The 26,568-nt window shown below is 52.1% G+C and carries 24 protein-coding genes and 1 riboswitch; of the genes, 12 read left to right on the top strand and 12 right to left on the bottom strand.

The window, feature by feature from the left end; all coding sequences use genetic code 11:
- From larE to DL94_RS0112875, 3 genes are read right to left on the bottom strand one after another with little or no spacing between them, the layout of a single operon-like run.
- A complete protein-coding gene (gene larE, locus DL94_RS0112885; RefSeq protein WP_028130515.1) occupies positions 1–825 on the bottom strand; it encodes an ATP-dependent sacrificial sulfur transferase LarE in 825 nt (274 codons plus the stop codon).
- The gene (locus tag DL94_RS0112880) at positions 822–1,892 is read right to left on the bottom strand and encodes an FAD:protein FMN transferase (RefSeq protein ID WP_028130514.1); all 1,071 of its coding nucleotides are present in this window, start codon (positions 1,890–1,892) and stop codon (positions 822–824) included. The genes larE and DL94_RS0112880 overlap by 4 nt, the downstream gene beginning before the upstream one ends.
- 10 nt (positions 1,893–1,902) lie before the next feature.
- Positions 1,903–3,213 (bottom strand): dicarboxylate/amino acid:cation symporter, encoded by a 1,311-nt coding sequence (locus DL94_RS0112875; protein WP_028130513.1) that lies wholly within the window; start codon positions 3,211–3,213, stop codon positions 1,903–1,905.
- Between the two features lie 258 nt (positions 3,214–3,471).
- On the opposite strand from DL94_RS0112875, the gene DL94_RS0112870 reads away from it, so the two are divergent.
- Positions 3,472–3,747 carry a hypothetical protein gene (locus tag DL94_RS0112870; protein ID WP_231464701.1) on the top strand — a complete coding sequence of 92 codons (276 nt, stop codon included), beginning with the start codon at positions 3,472–3,474 and terminating at the stop codon, positions 3,745–3,747.
- A gap of 109 nt (positions 3,748–3,856) precedes the next feature.
- On the opposite strand, the gene manZ is transcribed toward DL94_RS0112870, so the two are convergent.
- The 5 genes from manZ to DL94_RS0112845 all read right to left on the bottom strand — a co-directional run bounded on the left by manZ (position 3,857) and on the right by DL94_RS0112845 (position 8,669).
- Entirely contained in the window at positions 3,857–4,681 is an 825-nt protein-coding gene (gene manZ, locus DL94_RS0112865; RefSeq protein ID WP_028130511.1) for a PTS mannose transporter subunit IID, read from the bottom strand.
- A 15-nt stretch (positions 4,682–4,696) separates the two neighbouring features.
- Entirely contained in the window at positions 4,697–5,494 is a 798-nt protein-coding gene (locus DL94_RS0112860) for a PTS mannose/fructose/sorbose transporter subunit IIC (protein ID WP_026759533.1), read from the bottom strand.
- Between the two features lie 57 nt (positions 5,495–5,551).
- Positions 5,552–6,043, bottom strand: a complete 492-nt coding sequence (locus tag DL94_RS0112855) for a PTS sugar transporter subunit IIB (RefSeq protein WP_028130510.1) — start codon at positions 6,041–6,043, stop codon at positions 5,552–5,554.
- A 233-nt stretch (positions 6,044–6,276) separates the two neighbouring features.
- Positions 6,277–8,190 (bottom strand): fructose-bisphosphatase class III, encoded by a 1,914-nt coding sequence (locus DL94_RS0112850; protein ID WP_028130509.1) that lies wholly within the window; start codon positions 8,188–8,190, stop codon positions 6,277–6,279.
- Positions 8,191–8,228: 38 nt separating this feature from the next.
- A complete protein-coding gene (locus tag DL94_RS0112845; protein WP_028130508.1) occupies positions 8,229–8,669 on the bottom strand; it encodes a metal-dependent hydrolase in 441 nt (146 codons plus the stop codon).
- A 155-nt stretch (positions 8,670–8,824) separates the two neighbouring features.
- Here DL94_RS0112845 and DL94_RS0112840 point away from each other — a divergent pair, with 155 nt between their 5' ends.
- Positions 8,825–9,922: a hypothetical protein gene (locus DL94_RS0112840; RefSeq protein WP_028130507.1), complete on the top strand. Its 1,098-nt coding sequence runs from the start codon at positions 8,825–8,827 to the stop codon at positions 9,920–9,922.
- Positions 9,923–10,064: 142 nt separating this feature from the next.
- On the top strand, positions 10,065–10,541 hold the full coding sequence (locus DL94_RS0112835) for a PTS sugar transporter subunit IIA (RefSeq protein WP_028130506.1): 477 nt from the start codon (positions 10,065–10,067) through the stop codon (positions 10,539–10,541).
- 52 nt (positions 10,542–10,593) lie between these two features.
- Here DL94_RS0112835 and DL94_RS0112830 read toward each other — a convergent pair whose 3' ends face one another.
- The 4 genes from DL94_RS0112830 to DL94_RS0112815 are packed head-to-tail and all read right to left on the bottom strand — an operon-like array spanning position 10,594 to position 14,862.
- Positions 10,594–11,889, bottom strand: coding sequence for an ABC transporter substrate-binding protein (locus tag DL94_RS0112830; protein ID WP_028130505.1), 1,296 nt, complete (start codon positions 11,887–11,889; stop codon positions 10,594–10,596).
- Positions 11,886–12,557, bottom strand: coding sequence for a response regulator transcription factor (locus DL94_RS0112825; protein WP_028130504.1), 672 nt, complete (start codon positions 12,555–12,557; stop codon positions 11,886–11,888). The genes DL94_RS0112830 and DL94_RS0112825 overlap by 4 nt, the downstream gene beginning before the upstream one ends.
- Positions 12,554–13,897 (bottom strand): sensor histidine kinase, encoded by a 1,344-nt coding sequence (locus tag DL94_RS0112820; protein WP_037371883.1) that lies wholly within the window; start codon positions 13,895–13,897, stop codon positions 12,554–12,556. Before DL94_RS0112820 ends, DL94_RS0112825 begins: the two co-directional genes overlap by 4 nt.
- A complete protein-coding gene (locus DL94_RS0112815) occupies positions 13,897–14,862 on the bottom strand; it encodes a sugar ABC transporter substrate-binding protein (protein ID WP_028130502.1) in 966 nt (321 codons plus the stop codon). Before DL94_RS0112815 ends, DL94_RS0112820 begins: the two co-directional genes overlap by 1 nt.
- 210 nt (positions 14,863–15,072) lie before the next feature.
- Between DL94_RS0112815 and DL94_RS0112810 the strand changes: the two genes are divergently transcribed.
- The 9 genes from DL94_RS0112810 to DL94_RS14930 all read left to right on the top strand — a co-directional run bounded on the left by DL94_RS0112810 (position 15,073) and on the right by DL94_RS14930 (position 26,525).
- The gene (locus DL94_RS0112810) at positions 15,073–15,435 is read left to right on the top strand and encodes a PTS glucitol/sorbitol transporter subunit IIA (protein WP_028130501.1); all 363 of its coding nucleotides are present in this window, start codon (positions 15,073–15,075) and stop codon (positions 15,433–15,435) included.
- 40 nt (positions 15,436–15,475) lie between these two features.
- Positions 15,476–15,584: riboswitch (TPP riboswitch) on the top strand.
- A gap of 57 nt (positions 15,585–15,641) precedes the next feature.
- The gene (cytX, locus tag DL94_RS0112805) at positions 15,642–16,835 is read left to right on the top strand and encodes a putative hydroxymethylpyrimidine transporter CytX (RefSeq protein WP_037371882.1); all 1,194 of its coding nucleotides are present in this window, start codon (positions 15,642–15,644) and stop codon (positions 16,833–16,835) included.
- Position 16,836: 1 nt separating this feature from the next.
- Positions 16,837–17,355, top strand: a complete 519-nt coding sequence (gene thiW, locus DL94_RS0112800) for an energy coupling factor transporter S component ThiW (protein ID WP_028130499.1) — start codon at positions 16,837–16,839, stop codon at positions 17,353–17,355.
- 199 nt (positions 17,356–17,554) lie between these two features.
- Positions 17,555–19,609 carry a type 2 periplasmic-binding domain-containing protein gene (locus DL94_RS0112795; RefSeq protein ID WP_028130498.1) on the top strand — a complete coding sequence of 685 codons (2,055 nt, stop codon included), beginning with the start codon at positions 17,555–17,557 and terminating at the stop codon, positions 19,607–19,609.
- Between the two features lie 18 nt (positions 19,610–19,627).
- Positions 19,628–20,068: a response regulator gene (locus DL94_RS14940; protein ID WP_051586457.1), complete on the top strand. Its 441-nt coding sequence runs from the start codon at positions 19,628–19,630 to the stop codon at positions 20,066–20,068.
- A 10-nt stretch (positions 20,069–20,078) separates the two neighbouring features.
- Complete coding sequence (locus DL94_RS0112785; protein ID WP_028130497.1) at positions 20,079–21,422, top strand: PTS transporter subunit EIIC; 1,344 nt, start codon at positions 20,079–20,081, stop codon at positions 21,420–21,422.
- Positions 21,412–22,527 carry a BMP family ABC transporter substrate-binding protein gene (locus DL94_RS0112780; protein ID WP_028130496.1) on the top strand — a complete coding sequence of 372 codons (1,116 nt, stop codon included), beginning with the start codon at positions 21,412–21,414 and terminating at the stop codon, positions 22,525–22,527. Before DL94_RS0112785 ends, DL94_RS0112780 begins: the two co-directional genes overlap by 11 nt.
- Positions 22,514–25,066, top strand: coding sequence for an ATP-binding protein (locus DL94_RS15455; protein ID WP_051586456.1), 2,553 nt, complete (start codon positions 22,514–22,516; stop codon positions 25,064–25,066). Before DL94_RS0112780 ends, DL94_RS15455 begins: the two co-directional genes overlap by 14 nt.
- Positions 25,067–25,268: 202 nt before the next feature.
- Positions 25,269–26,525, top strand: coding sequence for an ATP-binding protein (locus DL94_RS14930; protein ID WP_037371881.1), 1,257 nt, complete (start codon positions 25,269–25,271; stop codon positions 26,523–26,525).
- Positions 26,526–26,568 lie beyond the last annotated feature (43 nt).

Below are 26,568 nucleotides of genomic sequence, written 5' to 3'. Positions count from 1 at the left end.
TCATTTTCCTTTCAATGTTTCATTGAGGCTGCCCATGCGATAGCCCTGCAAATCCAGCGTCACATAAGCAAAGCCCAGTTCCTTGAATTTGCTGACGGTCTTTTCATACAGTCCTGACGCCATAAACCTGGCCATATCTGCCGGCAGTAATTCTATCCGGGCTATATTTTCATGGCTGCGCACCCGTAACTGCACAAAGCCCTCCGTACGCAGGAAGGTTTCTGCCTGGTCAATCCGCTGCAGTTTCGCGGCCGACAATTCCTCCCCATAGGGGATACGTGAGGCCAGGCAGGCTGCCGAAGGCTTGTCCGCCACAGCCAGTCCCAGTTCCCGGGCATAGGCTCTGATATCGGCCTTATCCATACCGGCCTCCTGCAGGGGGCTGATAACCCGCAGTTCACGCAGGGCCTGGCTGCCGGGGCGATAATCCTGCCCATCGCTGGCATTCGTCCCGTCCAGCAAATGGGCGATATTTTCCCGGGCAGCTGCCTCCCGCAGTTTATCAATTACCAGCCGCTTGCAAAAATAACAGCGTTCCGGCGGATTCGTGCGTACATCATAGTAAAGCAGCGGGTCAAGTGTCAGCACTGTGTGCCGCAAGCCCTCAGCCTGACAAAAAGCCTTGGCCTCAGCTACTTCTTCTACCGGCACCAGCACACTTTGCACGGTCAGCGCCAGTACCTGCTCAGGTCCTAAAACCTCCTTGGCCGCCTTTAGCAGCACCGTTGAATCCACGCCTGCGGAAAAAGCTATGGCAGCCGAACCATAGCTTTTGAGCAGTAATTGTAATTTAGCAACTTTCGCCTGTAATTCTTTTTTCATCATTGCAGTTCTCCACTTTCCTGCCAAAATTGCAATTCCTTGGACACTTCCTCCAGCCGCTGGGCCATGTCGTGAGTTGTCCATAACTGATAGCGCTTATCCACAAGCGCACCGCTGATACCGGCCGGCAGGGTACGCAGGAATCTCGTGCCCTGCTCCGGCCCCAGCACAAACACCGTCGTGGTCAACAGATCCGTAAGCATGCCGGCGTCCTCCAGCTTATCCGCCGCCGTAATGGTCACACTCATCAGTCCGGACGGAGCCGGACGTCCCAGCCGCGGGTCGATAATATGATGATACCGCTGCCCGCCGCTTTCAAAAAAACGTTCATAATCGCCCGAGGTAGATAACGCCTCATCTGACAAGGGCAGCACAGCGATTTTTTCCTTGGCATCGTCCTTACGGGGGTGCCGCAGGCCTATCCGCCAGGGCTTGTCCTCATTATTTACCCCGAGAGCATACATGGAGCTGCCGCCCAGATTTATCAGGCCGTTTTTTATCCCATGTTTGCGGTAGATTTTCCGCACTTCATCGGCCGCCATGCCCTTGGCTATACCGCCGGCGTCCACCCCCATTCCGGCCTCCAGCAAACGGGCGCTGTGCGTCTTTTCATTAAGCTCCAGTTTTTGCCAGCCCACGAGTTTTTGCGCTTTGGCAATCTCGGCCGGCGCCGGCACCCGGCTGTGGTCAGTGCCAATCCCCCACAGGTCAACAAGAGGTTTGGCTGTTATATCAAAGGCGCCATTGGTTTTGGCTGCGTAATCCTGAGCGACCGCCAGCAGGTGATATACCTCCGGGTGGAGCACCACCCAATGGCCGGAGCCGGCCATTTGCTCCAGCCGGCTCACATCACTGGCCGGCAGATTGGGGCTGACCATTTTCTCCAACTCGTGGAGCCGGGCCATGCCCTCCGTCACTGCCGCCTCGGCCTCCGCGCCGCTGGCCGACAGTGTCACCACCGTGTCCATGACCATATCGCTTTTTTGCACCGGCTTATCCGCACCGCAGCCCCAAGAACAGAGGGCTGCACAGAAAAGCACCATCAGACAAAAACCTCTTAGCCTTTTCAATTTATACTCCTTATGATACAGCTTTGGCCGCTGCCGGCGAATCCTCCAGCTTGCCTGCCAGGTCGTGGTCAGTCATGGCGCAGACGCTGGCATCGGACCAAACATTTTCCGCTGTTTCAATCATATCAATTATAGTATAAATTGGCAAGATAACTCCCATCAGGCCAATGGGCGCTCCCAAAGAACTCATGAGCGACAACGTCAGGAAGTAGCAGCCCATCGGCACGCCGGCATTGCCCACGGCCGCCAGCACAGCAATGAATACCCAGGCAATCATCGTCCCCAGCGTCAGTTCAAATCCGGCATTCTGCATGACAAACAAAGACGTCACAAGGATAAAGGCCGCACAGCCATTCATATTGATAGTGGTGCAAATCGGCAGTACAAACCGGGAAACCTTGGGATTCACTTTAAGATTGTTTTCCGCCGACGCCAGTGTCACGGGCAGGGTACCGGCCGAGCTCTTGGTAAAGAGGGCTACAGCCAAAGCCGGCGACATTTTGCGGAACACCGTGAGCGGATTAAGGCCGCGCAGCAGCATGAACAGCGGCAGGACAACTACCATCTGAATGAGATTACCGCCCATGACCACCAGCACATACTGGCTTAAAGCACCGACGATTACGCCGGCCTCAATCTGTGCCGACAGCTGGCCGGCAAAGGCCAGAATACCAAGCGGCAAAGCCCAGAGGATAGCCCTTATCAGCGTAAAGAGCAATTCCTGCAAGCCCTGCAGGCCCTTTAACAGCACTTCGCGGTTTTCCGTCTTGGGCATAAAAGCCAGCCCCAGGCCAACAGACGCCGCAATCAGCATTACCGACAGCACATTACCGGCCAGGAAGGGCTGCAGAACATTGTTGGGAATGACCGACAGGATATGGTCATAATAAGTCAGCTTGCCCACCTTATCCAAAGGTACATTGCTGGCACCAGCGCCCACGACTTCCGCCGGCAGGTTGCCCGGTGCTACGACAATGTAGAGCAGCAGGCCCACAGCCGCTGCCGCAAACGTGGTCAAAAAGGTGTAGCTGACAGCATGGGCGAAAATCCGCCCTGTCTCCTTTTTGCCGCCCAAGGCTGCCAAAGTGGTAATCACCGCCAGGGCAATGGTGGGTACAGCGATAAACTGGAAGAGCCGGGTAAAGACTGTAGCAATAAAGTTAAAGAGCTCATTGAGCGGTGCTATCTCCAGGAAACCGAGAAAGCCGCCGACAAGCAAGGCGCCGAACCACAGCACCAGCTGTTTTCTGGTGGCCCCGGGATTATGCGCCTTCAAGGCCGCCTCCCTGGCCTCTGCCACGGACTTGTTTTCATCTGCCATAATAATTCCTTCTTTCCTACATAAAATAATGATAAATATAAAACCTAGCAATCAGATATGCTTTACATTTTAACATATATTATCTATTTTTCAAGTTAAATTTGTAACTTTCAACGCTTAGCATAATTACCAAACGTAAATTTCGCTGTATACAGATAAAAATCCTGCCCAAGCAGGAAAATCACCTCTCCATCACGAATGAAATAAACAACTAATATACGGAAACGTTTCTGCAAGTTATTACAAGGATGTGATATTATGAACATGAAACTGCACGGCGACAAAATCGCCTATTTCTTCATCGCCTTTGCGGTGTACCTCCTGATTAGGGCCTTCTCTACCCATTTGACGCTGCCGATTATCAACGTGCTGCTTTACGTATCTATAGCGTCATCGCTGCTGGCCAGCAATGTGCCCCGGGTACTGGACATACCGCTGCACTATGCCTATCCGGTCAAATGCGTAGAGTATTTTACCTTTGGCATATCCATTGTTTGTTTCATTGCCCTGTGCCTCCGGCATATGTGGATTTGAACGTAACTTCATACCTTTTTACACCTAAAAGCCCCACACAGCATCGACTGTGTGGGGCTTTTGGGAATGATATAATGGAATGTGTATGTAGACTACTACTGGACTTATCTTAGGCGAAAAGACCAACAGCGTAGCCAGCAATGCCAAGGGCGAAGAGGCCCAGGATGATAATCAGCGGATTAACACCCTTCTTCAGCAGGTACATGCAGGCGAAAGTCATGAGCATGGGCACGATGCCAGGCATCAGGCTGTCGAGCAGGCTCTGAACCGTGGTAACAACCTGCTCACCCTGGCTGTTCGTATAGGAGGACAGTACCAGAGGCATGTTGACCGTGGTCCATTTAGCAACGAGGGCACCCATTACGAGCAGACCGAGTACGGAAGAACCTTCCGTGAGGTAACGCATACGGTTGCCGCCAACTTCGTTAACGAGTTCCGTACCTTTGTCATAACCGTACATTACGCCGTACCAGTTGGTCAGGAGGCGAATTACGTTGAAAGCGATGAAGAAAATCAGCGGGCCAACGATGCTGCCAGTCAGGGCAACACCAGCGCCGAGAGCTGCGAGTACCGGACGGAGCGTACCCCAGAAAATCGGGTCACCAACACCAGCCAGAGGACCGATAAGACCTACCTTAACGCCGGAGAGAGTGTCCTCACCGATATCGGCGCCGTTAGCCTTCTTTTCTTCCATAGCGGCAATGATACCCATAATCGGAGTTGCCAGGAACGGCTGAGTGTTGAAGAATTCGAGGTGACGTTTCAGAGAACGCTTATATTCTTCAGGATCATCTTTGTAAAGTTTCTTCAGTGCCGGAATCAGGGACACGCAGAAACCGATAGCCTGCATACGCTCGAAGTTGAAGGAGCCGAGCAGGAAGTTGGAACGGATAAAAATCGATACGAGATCGCCTTTAGTGAGCTGTTTTTCCATGAGTCGAACCTCCCCTTACATCAAATCAGAATCGTCAATGCTGTCGAGCGGGTCACCAGAGCCGCCAGCAGCTGCGCCATTCAGTTCACGCTGCAGGCCACGGATGTGGAAGTAAGCAGCGATAAGACCGATAGCACCGAAACCGATGAGGTTGACGTTGGTGAACACAGCGATGAGGAAACCGAGGAAGAAGTACGGCATGAGGGACTTGGCGTTCATCATGTTGATAACCATTGCATAACCTACAACTACGATGAAACCACCGGAAACCTGCAGGCCGCGGGTGATAACTTCAGGAATGGATGCCAGCATAGCGTTAACAGTATCAGTACCAGCAACAGCAGCAACGACAGCAGCCGGAACAGCTACGCGGATACCCTGCAGCAGAAGGCCGCCGATATGGCACATTTCAATGCCGAAAGCGTTGCCTTCGAGAGCGAACTTATCAGCTAAATGCTGGAAGAATACGGTAATGGTACGAACGAAGATGGTGAGAACCTGGCCAGCAGCGGCAAGAGGTACAGCCAGTGCGATACCAGCGCCGATGGACTGATGGCCGACAATTACGAGGATAGCGGAAACTACAGATGCCAGAGCCGCATCCGGCGCCATTGCTGCACCGACGTTCATCCAGCCCAGAGCCAGCATTTCCAGCGTACCACCAAGGATAATACCAGTAGTCATATCACCTAATACAAGACCAACCAGCGTGCAGGCAACCAGCGGACGATGGAACTGTGCTTCGTCCAGCACACTTCCCATACCAGCGATGGCGGCCACCACGATGAGCAGAATAAATTGTACACTCGTCATAATGAATAATCCCCCTTCGAGATTCGTAAATATAATTCCTAAACTCTTTTAAGATGATTAAGCCAAACCTTTAGCCTTCAGAGCCGACATCAAATCGCCTTTCGGTTCGCTGGCCAGTTTGCGGATTTCTACTTCGATGCCCATTTCCTGCAGTTCAAGCAGAGCTTTGACATCATCCGGGTTTACAGCTACAGCGCTGGAAATCAGCGTATCGCCGTCTTTGTAAGTCATGCCGCCCAGGTTTACGGACTTGAAGGGAATACCACCCTTAACAGCACGGACAACATCAGCCGGCTTCGTGAACAGGAACAGCGTCTTGAATGCTTCGTACTTCGGGTTCTTGTATGCTTCGCAAGCCTTTTCCACAGGCACAACGTACGCCTTGATTCCCGGAGGAGCAACCTGCAGCAGGAGCTTCTTTCTCATTTCATCCTTGGCAACTTCATCGCTGCAGCACATGATACGGTTGCAGCCCGTTACCTTCGTCCATACCGTTGCCACCTGACCATGAATCAGACGGTCATCAATACGACAAAATGCGATTTCCATAATTCATTCCCCTTTCGGAATTTCCCCTGGCCTATTTCCAATCGGCACAAGAGAGGTAAACTTTGTTTTTTTCTGACAATAAGAATTATAATAGCAAATTACGTCAAAGTCAGCTGAACTCTGTCACAACTTAGCAAATAATAACATGACATTTGTCATATACAGTCAAATTATGCTCACAACCGCAAAACAGACCGTCGGTTTCCACGCACCAACGGTCTGTTTTCGTATATTTACTCCTGCGGTTTTATCAACCCATTTTGATATGCCAGCAGCAAATTATATAAATCTGTAATCTCGTCCTGTATCAGCCGGCCCTCGTCCGTATCGCCAAGCGTTGTACGGCAGGTTTGCAGTTCCACGGTCTCCGACACGGATTCAATATCGTGATTTTCTCGCAAAGCCTCCCGGACGTCAGCAATTTTTTGATGCTGCAGCAGGCGCAGGCCACGGGAATTGGAAATCAGCGTATAACCGGAAATACCTGTCTTGCTATGATAGGCTTTGCAAAAACCGCCATCAATAATAATGGCCTTGCCCCCGGCCTTGACCGGTGTTTCGCCTTTTTTGACCTTCACAGGAACATGGCCGTTAATGATATGCCCCTTTTGAGCGTCCAGGCCAAATTCCTGCAATACCATAGCACAGGTATCTTCATTATTTACATACTTGAAATAGGGGTCTGCCGGTTCCTTCCAGGTACTTTCATCGGGAATATACGCCCGCTCAAAGGTCTTGAACTCCCGGCCGGATACCGGCGAAAGGCGGCCGCACCAAAGGAAGTACATGAAGTCCACCGCCTCCGCCGTATGGTGCAGGTAAGCCTCACGGGCCAGACGGTCACAATAGTCAAACCAGCCCTTGCCCCGGAAATCCCTGTCCTTATAGGTAATAGTCCGCAGGGAACCGTCATCATTGAGCAGCACACAGCCATGAAAAAGCAGGTTGCCATTATAACGAGTGTAAAGGCTGCCCTTTTGGTAGAGGTAATCCACATGACGCCGGAGCACTGTGCTCTCCTCAAAATACGATTTGAGGTCCGCAATGATGGCCGCCTCTTTTTCCGTAAGTTCATAGCAGTCAGCAGCCGCCTCATCAAGCGTGGGGAAATACGCGCTTTCCAGCTCATACCGCTTGCCGTCACCGAGGACTGCATGCGAGGAACGGAAGTCGATTTTATCAAGCAGCAGGCGGCTGTCCATCTGGTATTCCGGGTGCTGGCGGATAAGCTGCCCCTCCAGCTTGAACATCATCATGGTGATGGCCTTTTCCGCCGCCTTGATGGGATTGGCGTCAGGATAAATGCGCGAGGCAAAGGTTGTCAGCGGCCGCAGGCTGATACCGTAACCCCGTTCCAATACGTCCGTATTATTATAGCGCAGGCTGTTGCGCACCACCGTGGCAATGCAGGCCTCATTCCCCAGAGCTGCCCCCATCCACAGCACATCATGATTCCCCCACTGAATATCCACCGACGGGTGTTTCATCAAGAGGTTCAAAATGGCGTCAGGACGATTGCCCCGGTCAAAAAAGTCCCCGACGATATGCAGCCGGTCGACCGCCAGCCGCTTAATCAGCACCGTAAACGCCTCGATGAAATCAGCACCGCTGTCAATCTGCACAATGGTATTCAGCAGCCGTTTATGGTACACAAACTGGGCGTTGTCGGCCTCGGGCCGGGTATTCATCAGCTCCACAATCACCGCCTCATAGCGCTTGGGGATAAAACCGTTCACCTTGGAGGCCGGATATTTGTAACTCATGAGCTTAGACAGTTCAAGCAGCTGGGATAAATTGCGCCGGTACCACTCCGGCGTATTTTGATGCTTGCTGGCCATCTGCTCGATTTTTTCCTTAGGGTAGTAAATCAAAGTGCAGAATTCGGCTTTTTCCTCCGCGCTGAGGCGCTCCCCAAAAACATAATCCACCTTTTCCCGGATAACCCCGGAACAATTGTTCAGAATGTGAAAGAAAGACGCATACTCCCCGTGCAAATCACTCATAAAATGTTCAATGCCCTTGGGCAGGGATAACCTGGACTGCAGATAAATCAGCTGCTCATATACCGATTCCTTCGTGGGATATTTTTCTGCCAACAGCCGCATAACCTTGTTAGGCCGCCCTTTGACCGCTGTGCCGCGTACCATACCGACCACCCTTTCAGCGCATTCATATATATTTACTTTTATTTTAGCATAAACTGTGTATGGACGATATATGTCAGCACCACCACAGCCATGGAAAACAAATACTCTGTTACCGAACCGACTTTAAACAGCTTTATCCCTATTTTTTGCCAGGGGAACAAACATGGCACCTTGCCGCAGACAGCATCTTCCGCGATATGCAGCAATGCCCCAATACAGACATAACTGCCGTAAACGGCGATTTCATTATGCGCCTGCAGCCAGCCCAATTGCATGATGGCATACAGGGCAATGTAGATTACCGGCCAATGCGACCAGCCCCTGTGTTTAGCACGCCAGCTCCAGTAGGACGCGCCTGGGCGTCCCTCCACCTTATCGGGGAAAATAGCACCGCCCATGGCAAATGCTGCCGCCAGCATATCCTGCGTAGCCCCATAGACGATTACCCCGGTTACTATTTCATGGTTTATCCATTTCATTATACTAAATTAACTCCTATTATACCTATTACCTTATCTTATCATATCTGCTGCCGCTTGTACCATCTTTCCTTGCCTCCACCGCTTGAACAGGCGTTGCTGACTTTGCCTTCTTATAGTATAATGAATTTACTTATAGAAACGGAGAGAATATAATGGATGATTATACTTGGCAACAGCGGCTGCAGGCGCGCAAGGCAAGAGAACACCGCCGCCTGTCCCTGGTCATTTTCCTGCTGGCGGCCATGATTGGTTCTGCCCTCTGGTATTTCTTTTTTTACATCCGCACCCCTGAATACTCCTTGGCACAGCTGCAGACAGCCATTGCCGAGCATGACGGCGAAACCTTTGCCCGTTATGTAAATCAGGAATTACTGGCCTCCCGGGCCTACGATGATTTGACGGTTGACCTGTTCGCCTATGACTCAGAACTGACGCCGCAAACCAAGGCCATGTTTGAGAAATTCTACATTCTGATAAAGCCGCAAATGGCGGCTGGTCTGGAAACCACGGCACTTAACCGTGTCACCGCCGGCAGCTGGCTGCTGCCAGACGGTACGGATATCCTCAAAGGCCGCCAGTTGGGTATAGACTTTGAACGGTTCCTGGAACGCAGCCAGCTACGCAATACCACCCTGGTCAGCATCGGCAAGGTGGAACATAACGGCAAAAACGCCACCGCCGAACTGAATATCCGGGAAGATTATACCCAGACGGATTTCACTTTGGTGGCTGTAATGGAACAAGCTGATGACGGTCACTGGCAGATAGCTTACCTCAAAAATTACAAAGCCTATCTGGATTTGATTTCGCCCCTGCAAAACCGGGACATTGCCAGCTATATAGCTGATACCAAGGAAATCGTCAACAATAGCAATGAAACCTTCGCCGTCCTAAAAAGTCACTTTAAACGGCTGGGGCATTCCAAAAACGGCTACCTGAGCAAGCAGCAAAAACAAAAACTGCAGTCGCTAATCGCAGACGATATCATTCCCAACCTGCAGGAAAGACAGACCCAGCTGGACGCCGTGGCCATCCCTGCCGGCGCCCAGTATCTGGCCCGACAGCGCCAGCAGGCTACGGAAACCAGCATCAAGGCCTGGCAGCATTACATCCGCGGCCTGCAGACCGGCAATCCGCAGGAATTTGCCACGGCAGAAACCCTGCACAAGCAGGAGCTGGCCATTGACCTGCGCGTTCAGGATATCATCCGCCATACGGCTATCAGTAAAAACATTCCCAACCTGCCATAACACCGGAGTCCCTGACTCCGGTTAAAACTTCTTGACTTCCTGGATTTTCATAGTAAAATATAAATATAAATGTTGTTAGAAAATTCTCAAATTCCAGCAAACTATCGACAAACTAATCGCTGCAGAAAGGTGGCTTGATATCATGACCGCAGAAAAAAATACATACCAAGTCCTGGCCCCTGTTTCGGGCAAAACGCTCGAACTAGCATCCGTTCCTGATCCAGTGTTTGCCGAAAAACTTACTGGTGACGGACTGGCCATCGAAATGGAAAGTGACACTGTACTAGCGCCCTGCGATGGCGTTATTTCCCTGTTTTTTGAAACAAAACACGCTTTTGCCATTACCACGGACGAAGGCATTCAGATTCTCGTACATGTGGGATTGGACAGCATTATTTTGAACGGCGAAGGCCTCACTGCCCTAAAGCAGGCTGGGGACCGGGTTACCGCCGGTACACCGGTTATCAAAGCTGACATGGACGTGCTGAAAAAGCATTCCATCAATATGATTTCCCCCGTCCTCGTCGTAAATTTTGACCAGGTTTCCGAACTTTGTCCCTGTAACGCCGGCACCGCAGTAACTGCCGGCACCGACGAAGTATTACAATACGCCGTATGAAAAAAGGCGATGTGAAACATGCGCAAGCATTGTCCACATCGTCTTTTTTATTTTATTGCTGTAAATATGCGTTTATTTCCTTTTGCACCTGGCTGAGCGCACTGCTGAGAGAATCCTTCTCCCGTATGATATGCTGCAGTTTGTTATCGGCTAAATGCAGCGCCTCCAGACATCTGGCAAACTTCGAAGGCGTAATGGAGTCGTCCATCACTTCGCTGACTGTTTTCAGATTCATTTCTTCGCTGCCCGGCGTGGCCTCATTAAAGAGTGCCTGCGCCTGCGGTGACTCCACCACATCCCGGCGGGCTGGCAGGCCTTGCGTCTTGGTGAGCATCAATTCCTGTACAGCCGGGTCATAACAAATGGTTTTCAGCAGTTCCCAGGCCAGCCGTTGTTCGTGGCTGCGTGCACTGATACCCATGAGCATTGGCTGTATCAGCGAGGAATTGCGTCCGGACGGCCCTGCCGGCAGTTTGATACAGTCCCATTCAAAGGAACTGTATTTTTTTATGCGCCAGGGATAGGGCTTGTACGTGCGGTATTCCGCAAAGGTAAAAGGCCGAAAGGCCACCTTGCCCATATCAAAATCCTTGGCCTGAACCTCCTGCCCCTGATTGACCTCATGGATTTCCTGCATAAAACGCAAAACTTCTTCCATCTTTTTATCGGCCAGATTAGCTGTGCGCCCATCGGCGGAAAAGAATTTTATGCCGTTGGTAAGGGCCGCAATCCGCCAAGTGTAGTCATATACACCAAATTGGTCAATCCGGCCATCACCATCGGTATCCCGGGTAACGGCCCGGCATATCTGCATAAAATCATGCCACGTCCAGTTATTGGCCGGAATCGCAATACCTTCACGGGCCAACAGGCTTTTATTGACGAACATCAATGTCGGCACCGCTCCCACAGGCAGGGCATAGCTCTGCCCCTGCCACTTGCCGTAGTCAAGCGCACTTTTGTAATAAACTGACGCGTCAAAGCTGGCATCAACACTGGCCGAACGTGCCAAGGGATACAGCGCCCCACTGGCCGCATACAGGTCAAAATCCGCCCCGGGGACCACGAAAACATCCGGTTCCGTCCCCTTTAAAAACTGCTCAGCCAGCCACTCGGAATAATCATCCTTGCGAATACCGCTGACATATTTCACTTTCACACCGGGATGTTCCTTTTCAAACCGCTCAATCGCGGCCTCCAGCATGGCATACGAATCCCCCTCCGGCACATCCCAGTTACTGCCGGCAAACAGGCCGACATACAGGACTTTGGGCTTGGTCAGATACCAGCTCAAAGCGACGGTGAACAGCAGCAGAAACACCACATATAGGGCAAAGCCACGTTTCATGATACATCCACCTCAGCCGCAGCCAGACCTGTCTGTACGGCCCAAATAGCCAGCTGTGTCCGGTCGCGGAGCCCCAGCTTGGACAGGGCACTGGACAAACTATTGCGCACGGTGCCTTCCGATAAGCTGAGCTTATCGGCAATCTCCTTATTGGAAAGACCATGCCCGACAAAATGGGCAATATTGCGTTCCGTACGGCTGAGCCCCTCGGTCTCCGGTGCGGTGTCCACGGCATTGCTGCCCTGCGCCATCTGACTGAAGAATTTTACCACCTTGGCTACAATACCAGGGTTAATCATAGCGCCGCCGGAAACAACCGTGCGGATAGCCCCCGTAAGCTCCGGCACAGACACACCTTTGAGCAGGTACCCGCTGGCCCCATATTTCAAAGCATTAAACACGTATTCATCATCGTCAAAAGTCGTGAGAATGATGATTTTCACTGCCGGATACAGGCGCTTTACCTCCCGGGTGGCCTGTACGCCGTCGAGCTCCGGCATGCGCACATCCATCAGAATTACATCCGGCTGGGAATCCACCAGCATATCCATCAGCTGCGCGCCACTAGCCGCCAGTCCCGACACCTCAATGTCCTCGTTCTGGTCCAAAACGATTTTCAGGCTGTCGCGAATCAGTTCCTGGTCGTCCACAATGATGACCTTAATCATATATGTTCATCCCCCTGTTTTTCTACCTGTTCACCGGCTTTGCCCAACGGAATAACCGCCTCCAGGGTAAATCCTTTGTCGTTCCAATACCGCAGCCGTCCGTGCAGCAGTTCCAGACGCTCACGCATGTGCCGCAGGCCAAAGCCGTCCTTCAGCTCGGCACAACCCTTGCCGTTGTCGGCCATGATAATATAAAGACGTCCCGGCTCCGTACCTATGGTAATGACCACTTCCGTGGCCTGCCCATGCCGGTTGGCATTGGTTATGCCCTCCTGCACAATACGGTAAATGACATCCTCTACGTCCGGGCGCAAATCCTTGGGCCAGCCCAGCACTACCAGTTTTGTCTGCATGCCCGAGGAGGCACTGTACTCAAAAATAAGTTTTTCCACGGCCTGCCGTAAGGGCAATTTTTCCAAGTCATCGGGACGCAGTTTTTTTACAGACCGCCGCACGTCCACAATGCCGCGCCGGGCCGTTTCCCGGATTTTGGCCAGCTGCGCCTTGGCTGCCTCCGGGGCCGCATCCACCAGAACAATACAGGCATCAAGCCCCGTGGCGATACCGGACAGGGCATGGCCCAGCGTATCATGAATCTCACGGGCCAGACGGTTGCGTTCTCTGGTTTCTGCTGTATGCTCCGCCTCCAGAGCATAAGCCCGCAGCCTGTCATTGGCCTCGCCCAGCTGTTTGTTCAGGCTGGCAATGCGTTCCTTCTCATCATGCTTATCCTGCACCAGCAGCACCATATAAAAGACGAAAATTATGATATTCAGGGATGACAGCCCATTCTTTATCGCCCACAACACCGCCTGCACATCGGAGCGGTAATAGGCAGCATAAGCGTCAAACGGGGCCACATGACTTTGGAACAAGGCCAGATTGTAACTGGCCATAAAATACAGCCCCAGCATGGTCACCAGCAGCAGCCAGCCCTGATTCTTCCCCTGATAGCGAAACATTAAATCAGCCACCACCACCAGCACCACGCCATCATAACCCAGATTGAGACTGTGCATCAGAATGAGGCAGGTGACAATCTCCGCCATGATGACAAAATACAGGTTTTTGTTGGACAGATTACGGCGCCGACATAGACTGCCCAATAACATGAGCAGGACATAGGAACCAACAGCCAGCGAAAACCCTTTAGCCGTTGGAAGCGGCACTATCGGAATGGTCGCCAAAAATGACCTTGCGGCCATCGCAGAAATTATTTTTTCCTGCGTTATACTCATAAAGCCGGCCATCAGCAAAACCACCAGGCCATTATACCAAACCAGCAGGCCATGCGTACGCAGCAGACGGCTTTTGCCCTCAGACTTTACCGCAGCATCCATCAGTCCCATCCCTCCATGTTCTGCCAGACATTTTCCTTCGTCAGCAGCTTAGTCGGCAGCATGGTCAGCTTGGACAAATCCTTGCCAGCCAGCAGCTTATAGGCACATTCCGCCGCCTGCCGGCCTATCTGCCTGGGGGACTGCCCGGCCGTCGCCATCATGTGCCCCTGGGCAATCATTTCCTTGGTTTCCGGCACACCGTCCACACCATAGACGCGCACCTTGTCCAATTTTCCTGCCGCCTGCAAGGCCGCCAAGGCCCCCATGGCCGCCGGGTCATTCAGCGCCATCACCACATCGATATCGGGATGAGCGGCCAGCATTTCCTGCATGGCCGGCATAGCCTGCTCCAGCTGACCGCGGCATTCAGCCTCCGCCACGACCTGAAATTCAGGACTGTCTGCCAGGCCGTCAATAAACCCTTGAATCCTGTCCACAGACGAACGCGTTTCCGTATGTTTCAGCAGCGCGATTTTCCCGCCGGCAGCATGCGCGCGCAAGTGCTCTGCACATTGCCTGCCAGCCAGATAATTGTCCGACACGATGGTAGCCGCCACATAACGGTCATCCTGCACATTCGTATCTACGGCAATAACCGGTACATGAGCATCATAGGCCGCTTTGAGAGCCGGTTCAATCCGCTGCCAGTCCACGGGATTGATAAACAGTACCTCCACGCCCTCGGCAATCAGCTCCCGCACTTCCTCTTCCTGCCGCTCTACCGACAACACCGGGTCCCGGCTGATAAGCACATCACCATGCCCCTCAACGGTCATGCGGATTTCCTCGTCCACAATTTCATAAAAGGGATTGTTAAGTGTCATATACACGGCCCCAAACTTACGCCGGTGTTCCGTCTGCCGCTGGGAAAAATCTCCCTGCATGACCTGCCAGCCCACCAACGCCAGCATTATGATGCTTAAACCGCCAATCAGCCAGCCAAAAAGCTGCTCCCGTCTATCCATAGCTGTCAAACTCTGCCTTTCTTAGTCATTTTCATTCAAATTATAACATAAACCTGCATTATTGACCGCAGTCAGAAAAAAAATTACAAAGCAAGACAAATGTCTTAGCTATTTCATGTTTAATTATGATATAATAGTGAATAAGACTCATAATGTGTATGTAAACAAAGCAAGCTGAAGGTAATGTGTTATTTAGGAGGAATGAACAGCATGGACATCAAATACGACATATCCATTACAGCCATCGGCAATCTGGCCAAGACCTTTCTTACCAACAACAACAGCGTAATCCTGTTGGATGAAGGCATCCGCCCCAATCTTTCCGACATGGTTATCCAGCACACCCCCGGAAAATTGGAAGAGGACATCAAGAAGGGCGACAAGCTGCTTATGGGCGGCATTAAGTACACCGTTGAAAAAGTCGGTGACGCCGTAAATGAAAACCTGCGCGAAGAAGGCCATTGCACGCTGGTGTTCAACGCTGAAGGCTCCATGCCGGGACAGATTATCCTCAAAGGCCCCGCCCTGCCGGTGCTTACAGTTGGCGCACATGTTACCTTTACCAAGAAATAAACACTTGTATTCACAAAGAAAATTTTATATAATTACCTTGAAATTGAAACAGGGGAGCTTGTTTAAGCAGGCTGAGAGGAAGTAATCTAACTTCGACCCTTTAACCTGATGCGGGTAATGCCGCCGTAGGAAGTCATACTGAGGGTTTTATTGCAGGAGATGCTTACGGCGTTTCCTGCTTTTTATTTTCGAAAGGTGGAATCAGTATGACCAATTCAAAAGGAATCTCCCTCTGGGAAAGCGGGCTGCTTTGGTTCGGAGCAGCTCTCTCCCTGGCCGAAATGCAGACCGGCACTTATTTTGCCCCTCTTGGTTTAAAACAGGGACTTATCGCTATCGTGGCCGGGCATATTATCGGCTGTGCCCTGCTTTTTGCGGCCGGCATCATCGGCGGCAGAACACACAAAAGCGCCATGGAAACCGTAAAAATGAGTTTTGGCAATAAAGGCGGCCGCCTCTTTGCCCTGCTGAATATCATCCAGTTATTAGGCTGGACGGGCATTATGATTTACGAAGGCGCACTGGCCGCCAGCACTCTGTTTGGCACAGGCCAGCAAATATGGTGCGGCGTTCTGGGACTGTTGATTATGTTTTGGATTGCTGCCGGCCGCAAAAATCTTGGCCGCTTTAACGTCATGGCCATGGGTGCCTTGCTGCTGCTGACCATCCTGCTTAGTACCGGCCTGTTTACTGTGACAGAATCTGCGCCCGTATCCGGCGAGGGTATCAGCTTTGCCTTGGCCTTGGAGCTGTCCATCGCTATGCCGCTCTCCTGGCTGCCGCTTATCAGCGATTACACACGGTCAGCCCAGAATCCCGTCCGGACGACTGCGGTCAGCACCATTGTCTATGGCCTGGTCAGCTGCTGGATGTATGCTATCGGCCTGGGCGCTGCGCTGACCTTTGGTGAAAATGATATTGCGCAGGTTATGCTGAAATCCGGGCTGGGGATAGCCGGACTTTTGATAATCCTGCTGTCCACCGTAACCACTACTTTCCTGGACGCTTACTCTGCCGGGGTATCCAGTCAATCCCTGTTCAGCCGCGTTAACCCCAAGGCCGTTTCGCTTGCCGTCACCCTGCTCGGCACAATTGGCGCTATCCTGCTGCCCCTGCTGGATTTTACGGATTTTCTGTATTTTATAGGCTCCGTCTTTGCCCCCATGATTGCCGTACAGCTGACAGATTATTTCTTCACGGGCAGACATTACGAACAAACAGCCTTTTCCCGGCACAACCTGCTGCTTTGGCTTGCCGGATTCATTATCTACCGCCTGCTTATGCAGGCTGACCTGCCGCTGGGCAGCACCTTGCCAGCTATGCTGCTGACCATGATGCTGTGCGCCGTCTGCAACGCTTTACGCCCCCAGGAAAATCCAGTCGAAGTGGAGGTTCACTAAAATGAATATCAACACGCAAAAATTAGTTATGGCCAGTGTATTCTGTGCCGTTGCCGTCGCCGGCAGTCTCTTTGCGCTGCCCGTACTAGGCAGTAAATGTGCCCCTGTCCAGCATATGGTCAATATTCTCTGCGGCGTCCTGCTGGGACCATGGTATGCCGTAGGCGCAGCTTTTACCGCCTCACTGCTGCGCAATCTTTTAGGCTTGGGCAGTGTTCTGGCTTTCCCCGGCAGTATGTGCGGCGCCCTGCTGTGCGGACTGGCCTATAAACACACGCACAGTATCGTTGCAGCCCTTGCCGGGGAGGTTTTAGGCACCGCCCTGATAGGCGGTCTTTGCGCCTATCCCCTGGCCTTGCTGTTTCTCGGTCAAAGTGCCGGCAGCATAGCCTTCTACGCCTACATCGTCCCCTTCCTTATCTCCACCGCCGCCGGCGCCGCCATCTCCGCTGTTCTGCTCTATAACCTGCAAAAGGTAAAAAAAATCCTGCCCAGCAGCAGTACAAATAATTACTCATAAAGCATCAATATTACTTCACCCTAAATCGCATCACCAAAGAGGCCAGCTTGCTCGTAAAAGTAAGCTGGCCTCTTTTTTCATTTTTGTCAGCAGGATTATAATCAACTAAACGCGAAAATAGACTTAGTGTGCAATGCTGAATTTCGTCTGTCATTTTCTGATAATTTCGATATATCTGTTTTTCTACGGAGGCGAGGACATGAGGATTTTTCCACGGAAGATATTGCTTTGTGCCCTGCTGTGTATTTTTTTGAGCGCCTTATGTCTGCCGGGGCTGGCGGGAGCCACGGAGGAACTAAAAGTCGGCTACGTACCGGGAACAGGCTTTTTAGACGAGGACAGGCCCGGACACATGCGCGGCAACGGTTATGAGTACATGGAATTTCTCTCCGGTTTTCTGGGCGCAAAATTCACCTATATTCCCTGTGTAAACTGGTGGGAGGCCGGCAATAAGCTGGAGAAAATGGAGATTGACCTGCTGCCGGCTATGCCCGGCGATTACAAGACGCTGCCCTTTGCGGTGCGTACAGACCATGTTATCGCCCGGTTCCCCATGGAACTGGTGGTACAGGATGATTTCCACGGTGGCCAGGTACGACTGGGCACGCTGGATTACAATTATCCTACCCCCAATCTGCCGGCCATTGCCAAGGAACACGGTTTTAGTTATGAACTCATCACCTATAACGACCCCACGGCGATGAAAGCCGCTTTCACCGCCCATCAGCTGGACGGCTATATACAGCCCCTGCTGCACCCGGAAAAATCAGAACGGGTATTGGCGCTGTTCGACCGGGTAAGCTACCGGCTGCTCCTGCACCACAGCCGCCCTGAGCTGCTCGCACGGGTTAACGCCGCTCAGGACAGCCTGCTGCTGAATCAGCCCAATATCCGCAACCGCCTCAATGACAAATACGAACGTGCCAAAGGTTTTCCGCTGGTGCTTTCCCCGGAAGAACAGGCCTATCTGCAGGGTAAGAAAATCCTCAAAGTCGCTGTACTGATGAACAACAAGCCCTACTTCTACCGAAATACTGACGGAACGTGGGCTGGCGCCACCCAAGCCCTGCTCAGCCAGTTGGAAAAGGATTTGAACATCAGGATTGAACTGGTGGCGGAAAAATCATTGGAGGAAATACATCGCCTGCTGCTGCGCGGCACGGTAGATGTGGTGGCCGATATCCCCTGCGATTTCAGCTGGCTGGACAAGATGGGCCTGATTCCTACACAGCCCTATCTGGATATCGGCTTTGTAGCCGTCACCAAGCATGGCACGCCCCTGCCGGGCACGCCCCGTGTCGCAGCTGTGGACGGCCTGTTTGAAACCGTCACCTTCGTCAAGGCCAGCTATCCCGAAGAACAGATTCTCTACTGCAAAAGTCTGGATGAATGCTGCTATGCCGTCAGCAACGGGCTGGCAGATATTACCTACATTCCCCGGGCTGTGGCCCCCACCCTGCTGGAATCTTCCGCTGCCTACAATCTGTCAGCAGACACGGAGCAGGTCTTTACCAGCACCATCAGTCTGGGGATTTCCCAAACTGCTGACAGACACCTTTGGCAGATTCTCAATAAAGAAGTCAATCATCTGCCGCCCGGGCTGCTGACCACGGCTCTGAATCAGGGAACCCATGAACATATCCAGCATCTCAGCCCCCGGTATCTTCTGTACCACTATCCGCAGCAAGCTGCCCTGCTGATTTTTCTCACCATGAGTATTATCATCGGCATTATCTACTACCGTTCCCAGAACCACCGTCAGCAGCTGACAGCCATGGAAACACTGGCCTATAGGGATAACTTCAGTCAGCTCCCCAATATGCGTTATCTGGAGCACAACCTCGTCCCCCTGATGGGGAAATTACCTATAGCGCCCCCCAAACCAGCCTGCTATCTGACAATATTTGCCGCAGCCCCCAAAGAATCTGCCGCTAACCGCCATCTTTTGGCCGAACCTCTGCAAAAGGCCGCTGAGCTCTTAAAGGATAAGGAATGGGTACTGGCAACTGCAGCCGGCAATGTCACCGGGGAGCTTGTCTGCCTCTGTGCCGCCCAAAACAACAGGCAGATGTTGAACTTTGCTGCCGAATTTGTCACCGACCTGCAGGGCATGCAGGAAGAATATATCTGGCAGTCAGGCTGCTGCCCCATGGCCGGCAACAGTCTGCCCCAGGCCGAAGAACGAGCTGTCCATGCCTGTCAGGCAGCTATTGAAAAAGGTACCCCCGCCCATATTTGGGATAAACAGTTATAAATATTAGGAGGAACAAACATGAGTAAATTACCTGTTATTTTAGTAGTTGATGATGACGATATGAATATCGCCATGGCTAAAAGCATTTTGGAAATGAAAGTGCGGGCCGAAATCCTGACTACCACCAGCGGCGCCGGCTGTCTGGATATCCTGCAAAAGCGGCAGGGCGCCATTGATTTAATCCTGCTGGATATTGCCATGCCCGGCATGGACGGCCTGCAGACGCTCTCGGTAATCCGGAAAAATCCTGATTACGCTGATATGAAAGTCATCTTCCTCACGGCTGCGGCCGACAAGGACACCATTGTCAAGGCCAGCCAGCTAAAAATCTCCGATTATGTAAAAAAACCCTTTATCCCTGATGACCTCATCAACAGGGTGGAAAAGCACCTTTACCCACCTATTGAAGACCAGGAAGTCAATAATATCTTCAAGGCATTGGATAGTTTAGGACTCTAAGGAGTAAATTATGGGCGGTCATAACGAGCAAGATTATCGCCAGCGGAGCGGCCTGCTGGAGGACGTTATCATTCCCCTGAGCCGCCGTCTGCGCCAAATTGCCTATCTTAAAGCCATTCGGGAATCCTTCTTTCTGATGATGCCGGTCATTATTCTGCTGACGCTTATCCACATGACCGGCTATCTGCTGTGCAATCCCACCGGTCCCTTACTGGGCGAGGACTGGCTGGGGCTGGGCAGTGTCCTGACTGGCGGCCTCCATGACCAGGCCTACCGGGAGTCCTCCTTCTTTGCCTTTTGGAACCATATCCGGGAGTATCTGGAAGTCACCAACATACTAAACTCCCTGCTTTTTGCCATGGTGCTGACGGTCAAACTGGCCGACTTGTGGCAGGTGAATAAATATCTGGCTCTTATCTGCACCGTGGCGGCCTATCTGTTTATAATTACCGCCTTTTCGGGAAATGACCACGAACTGGCCCTTTACTTTGCCGGACGGAGTTTTTTCCTGGCACTGCTCATTGCCACGTTCAGCACCCTCATGTTCAGCCGCCTGTCGCGGCTGAAATTTCTGCAGCTGCCTGTGCTGCCGGAGCTGCCCCATGAGATGGCCCTTTCCCTGAAACTGCTGCTGCCCCTGAGCTGTACCCTGCTGGCCTCCCTGCTCACTGCCTTTGGCTGGATATCCGTGGAAAGCTCCCTGCTTTCCCTGCCAGCCATTCTTGCCCATACCATAAATGAAAGCATTGCCCAAAGTCCGGCCATGGCCATTGGCTATGAGCTTTTGCGCCGCCTGCTCTGGTGGCTGGGCTTGAACGGCAACAGTCTCACCTACTTCTGGAATGAGGCCTTCTATATACCAGCCCAGATAGCCAATGAAATCTCCGGCGGCAAATTCATCTTTACCGCGGAATTCTTCGATGCCGCCTCCATATCACTCCTGGGGCTGGCTATTTCGGTCTGGGTATTTGCCTCCCGGCAGCGGCTGCGGCGGCTGTCGGCCTACTGCTTTCCCATCATGCTGCTCTCCATCAACGAGCCTTTCCTCTTCGCCCTGCCCATTGTCCTTAACCCCATGTTCCTTGTCCCTTATCTGCTGGCTCCCATGCTCAACGTTCTGGTGGGCTGGCTGGCCATTCACTGGGGTATTGTTCCCCTGTTCCGCTATACGGTGGAGTCCACCGCCCCGGTGCTGCTGCAAGGCTGGCTGGCCACCGGCGATATAATGGGCGCAGTATTGCAGCTTGTTTGGCTGAGCCTGGATATCGTTATCTATACTCCCTTTGTCATTATTTTCAACCTGTTGACCAAGGAGGAAGACCGGACGGAGGAGGCGTATCCCCATGAAACTTAGCAGTCATGATATGCTAAAACGCCGCTTTATAGCCTTTGCCCTCCTGCAGGCCTTCCTGCTTTGTCTGGCCATCTTCCTCTCCATCAACTACTTTGGCTCTGCCATCTGGGAGAAACGTGACGCCGTGGGCCTGATTCTCGCCAGCCCCAAAGATGCTCCGGGCTGGCCCCGCGAAATGGCACAGGGACTGCAAAAAGCCTGCAATGAACGAAGTTTTAACCTCTATATCGAGGACAATGTAAACAGTGACGATAACAGCCTTGCGCGGGTAACAGATAACCTCGTTAACAAAGGCGTAAAAAAAATATTTTTGGCTAATCCCGGCTATCAGCACAATTTGGAGGATATTGCCCGCCGCTATCCGCAAGTGGAATTCTATGCCAACTCCGTAGGCGAGACCATTTCCGACCGCATGTTCAACTACTCCATGCGCTATTACGAGGTACGCTACCTGGCAGGAATTCTGGCCGGCCTGCACAGCCAGACAGGCGTTGTGGGCTATCTGGCCCCCTTTCCTGCATTGGAAACGCGTCAGGATGTCAACGCCTTTGCCTTGGGCGTACTAAAGGTGCGCCCGGAGGCCCGGATTCTCGTCGAATGGACGGGACAATGGATTTCCCCTGAAAAGGAAAATAAAGCACTCTATATTCTGAAACACAGCGGTGCCGATGTAATCACCTATTTTGCGGCCTCCCAACACGCCGCCCAAGAGGCGGCCAGCCTGGGGCTTGACTACATAGACTTCCATACAGCCGGCCTGAACACCTCCCCTCACTGCATAGCCTCTATCGAAACGGACTGGCAAAAGGTCTATGGCAAGCTGCTCCATATAAACGGCCATAAGACCGCCAACAAGGTATACTGGCAGGGCATGCTGGATGATGTAATCAGCCTGCGGCTGTCCCCCGGCCTTACGCCCCGCGAAGAGGCACTGGTATTGCGGGCCCGGCAGGAACTTCTGCAGGGCTATCCCGTCTTTTCCGGCAATATCGTGGACAGGGAGGGCCGGGTACGCTGCCAGGAGGGCGAAGTCATCGCCAACAACAGCCTGCGCGAGAAAATGGACTGGCTGGTGAAGGGAGTGGAAATCATTGAAACCAAATAAACGCATACTCAACTTCTCCCTGCAGCTGCTGGGAAGGTTTATGCTTTTCTTTGCCATTCTGCTCCTGATTGGCTTTGCCCTGCAGAGCAAGATGAACGACTCCCTGAACCGGGAAGTGGAAAAATTCAGTACACATCAAGGGGAATCGCTGGCCTTCCTCTATCAAAATCTGCTGCAGACGGAAATCGCTGACCTCAGTCAGACCGCTACCCTGATTGCGGCGGAAAAAATCAGCCTGGCCAACGGCGTGCAGGCCATCAGCAGCCAGGGACAACTGGGCGGCCTGCTGGACATCAACGGTAACAGTATATGGGGCGTTGCCCTGCCTGCTGAAGTCAAACTGCAATGCGCCCGTACCCTGCAGGGAGAACCCAGCTGGCGCTACTACAAAGATGTAGGGCTGCTGGTGATGGTGCCCGTCTATCAGGGAACCACCGCCCGTTATGTACTCTGCAAACTCCACACGGACACATCCCTCAAAGATAAGAGCTCCCCCTTCCATTTCGCCGGCAAACCGGACGAAGATAAAATTCTGCTCTACGATACCAACACCCAACGGGTGGTAGTGCCCTTCGAAAACTATAAGGACAGTCCCTTTTATGACGCTGCCACCGACAGTCCGCTGGGACTTGACAAGCTGCTGGCCAAACTGGCCAGCGCCCATGAGGCAGCTATCTTTGACTCCGAGCTCAGCGCAGATTATGTGCTCTATGCCGCCCCCATCCCCGATACGAGTTTTATCGCCATCGGCTACCGGGAATGGCGCTCCGTAGTCACAGGCATAACCAATATCCACCTGATTGTCCTCTGGGTATTTGGCCTTTTAGTGGTACTGTTCTGCGTCTTTATCCTCTACGCCTTCACCAATCAGGTGGCCGCCGAGGAAAGCACTGCCCTCCGCGAGGCTCGCGACGAGGCCCTGCGGGCCAATCGCGCCAAAAGCGAGTTTTTGGCCAATATGAGTCACGAAATCCGCACGCCGCTCAACGCCATCTTAGGCATGAACGAGATGATTATGCGTGAGGCCAGCGGCAGCCTCAAAAAATACGCCTTTAATATCAAGAGCGCCGGCGAAACCCTGCTTTCCATCATCAATGACATTCTGGATTTTTCCAAAATCGAATCCGGCAAGATGGAGATTGTGCCGGTAAGCTACAGCCTGAGCTCCGTCCTCAACGATGTCTACAATATGGTCAGCTACAAGGCCGGCCAAAAAGGGCTGGAATTCACGATGCATGTCGACCAGGACATTCCCGATGCCCTGATTGGGGACGAAGTGCGCCTGCGGCAGGTGGTAGTGAACATCCTCAACAACGCTGTCAAATACACCCCCAAAGGCTCCGTGACCTTTACCGTCAAAGCCAGCGGCGAGGCGGAAAACGATAAGCTGGAACTGCAATTCATCACGCAGGACACCGGTATTGGCATCCGCGAAGAGGACAAGGAAAAACTCTTCTCCAAATTCCAGCGGCTGGACCTCCAAAAAAACCGCAATATCGAAGGCACAGGGCTCGGACTGGCCATCACCGTGCGGCTGACGGAAATGATGCAGGGCACCATATCTGTAGACAGCGTTTACGGCGAAGGCAGCACCTTCACCATTAACCTGCCCCAGCAAGTGGAAAAATATGAACCGATTGGCGATTTTAATGCCCGTATTGAGGCCGCCCTGCAGGAAGAAGAAAACTACCGGGAAAGTTTCACCGCCCCGCAGGCCCATATTCTGGTAGTGGACGATAACGACATGAACCTTACCGTAGTGGAGAGCCTGCTGGAGAAAACCCGTATACACATCCATACGGCCAGCTCCGGCAAGGACTGCCTGCAGCTGATTGCGGACAACCACTACGACATTGTATTCCTGGACCACATGATGCCGGAAATGGATGGCATTGAAACCCTGCAGCGGGCCAAGAACCTCATCACCAGCAAATGCAAGGATACCCCCTTCATCGCCCTGACCGCCAATGCTGTGGCCGGGGTAAGGGAAATGTTCCTGGGCAAAGGCTTTACCGACTACCTGTCCAAACCCGTGGACGGCAAAACCCTGGAGCGCGTGGTACAAAAATACCTGCCCCCGGAAAAAATCATGGCTGCCGGTGAAAAAACGGACGCCCCCGCAGGCACAGCACCACCTGCCGCGCCGGAAAGCACCGCCGGCACTGAAGAACATATTGACCTTGCTACCGCCCTCAAATACTGTGGTGGCAACGAGGAAATGCAGAAGAAATTCCTGAACATTTTCGTCACACGCCAGGAGGCTGTAAGCCAACAGCTTAATGAGGATTTGACAGCAAACAACATCGCCGATTACACCACCCACGTTCATGCCCTCAAATCCACGGCCCTGGCCATCGGCGGCGTCAAACTATCCGAATGCGCCAAAGCCCTCGAAATGGCCGGCCAGGCCTACACTGAAGGCCCCGAGGAAGAAAAAGCCGTACACCTGCAGTTCATCAAAGACCATCATGACGAGGCCCTTGCGCTCTACACCAAACTGGCCGCCGAGGCAAAGGAACGGTTCGGCATTCAACCATAAGCCTTAAATTATTAAAAACACCGACTAATTTCCTCCTTGATAAGACATTTCAATCACTGAACACGAACCAGTCTCCCCTGAAAGTGACCATGCAAAAAGTCCGATTAAATCAGCATCGCAATGTTGATTTAATCGGACTTTTTTGTTATACTTCGATTAAACAAGCATCGCGATGATGATTTAATCGAAAGGTGGGATATCCATGTATGTGAAGCGCACAATTGAAGATGCTATTCTAAGGCTAGGCCAGTCCTTTCCCTGTATCGTCATTTATGGTGCTCGTCAGGTAGGCAAGTCCACGACCATACAGCATATTTTTGGACAGAAATATACAAAAGTCACCCTTGATGATTTAGATGACCGTGCTTTAGCCCTTAACAATCCGAAACTTTTTCTGGAAACATACGGCTGGCCGCTCATTATTGACGAGATTCAAAAGGCACCGCTGCTTCTGGACGAGATAAAAAAGCGTATTGACGAAGCCCGCCTGCAATGGCTCGACAGCGGTGAACCACGCCAGCTGATGTATATCCTTACCGGCTCCAACCGCTTTGAACTGCAGCAGGGCATATCTGATTCTTTGACAGGCCGTTGCGGCGTACTGGAAATGACCTCCTTCTCCCAAGGGGAAAAAGCAAATGCTGCTGGCAGGCTTTTCCACCCGGAGATTGCCCCGCTGTTAAAACGGGAGAAAGAATTAAAATTGCCGTACCGTACACGCAAAGAGATATTTGCCGATATCTTTACCGGCGGCATGCCAGATATCTGCACCAACATCGCCGACAGGGATGCTTACTTCAAATCCTACGTCAATACCTATATCGAAAAGGATGTCCGCAAGCTAATCTCAGTGGGTAGTGAACTGGCGTTCCGCAACTTTATCTCCCTGCTCGCTTTGCGCACCGCGCAGGAGTTTCATGTAGGCGAGTTGGCCAACGCCGTCGGCATTGACACACGCACCTGCAAGAAATGGATTTCTGTACTGGAAACCTCGGGGATTATCTATCTCCTGCAGCCCTACATGGCAAAAATTTCCAAACGCATTATCAAAGCGCCCAAAATTTATTTTCTTGACACTGGCCTGTGCTCCTATCTCTGTAAATGGCCTAATGCGGAAATGCTGGAAAACTGTGCCATGAGCGGCGCATTCTTTGAAACATATGTAGTCAGCGAAATCATCAAGAATGCTTACGCCCATAACCTTGACCCCCAATCATTTCTCTTCTATTACCGGGATATTGACCAAAAAGAAGTAGACATCCTATATGTTGAGCAGGGCAAAATCTATCCTATCGAAATCAAAAAAGGTATTGCTCCCAGCCAGCCTACCAAAAACTTCTCTGTCCTGCAAAAGTACAAGCAGACTATCCAGCCAGGACTGGTTATCGACACCTGCGAAAAAATCCGCCCCATAAATGAGGCAGCCTGGATGTATCCGGTATCTTTGCTCGGATTATGAAAAAGGCCGTTGACACGCACGTCACCGGCCTTTCCGCATTTTA

It is taken from the genome of Selenomonas sp. AE3005 (genome assembly GCF_000686945.1).
Lineage (GTDB): Bacteria > Bacillota > Negativicutes > Selenomonadales > Selenomonadaceae > Selenomonas_A.
Note: the sequence above shows the minus strand (reverse complement) of the source record. Positions and strands in the feature narration are given on the sequence as shown.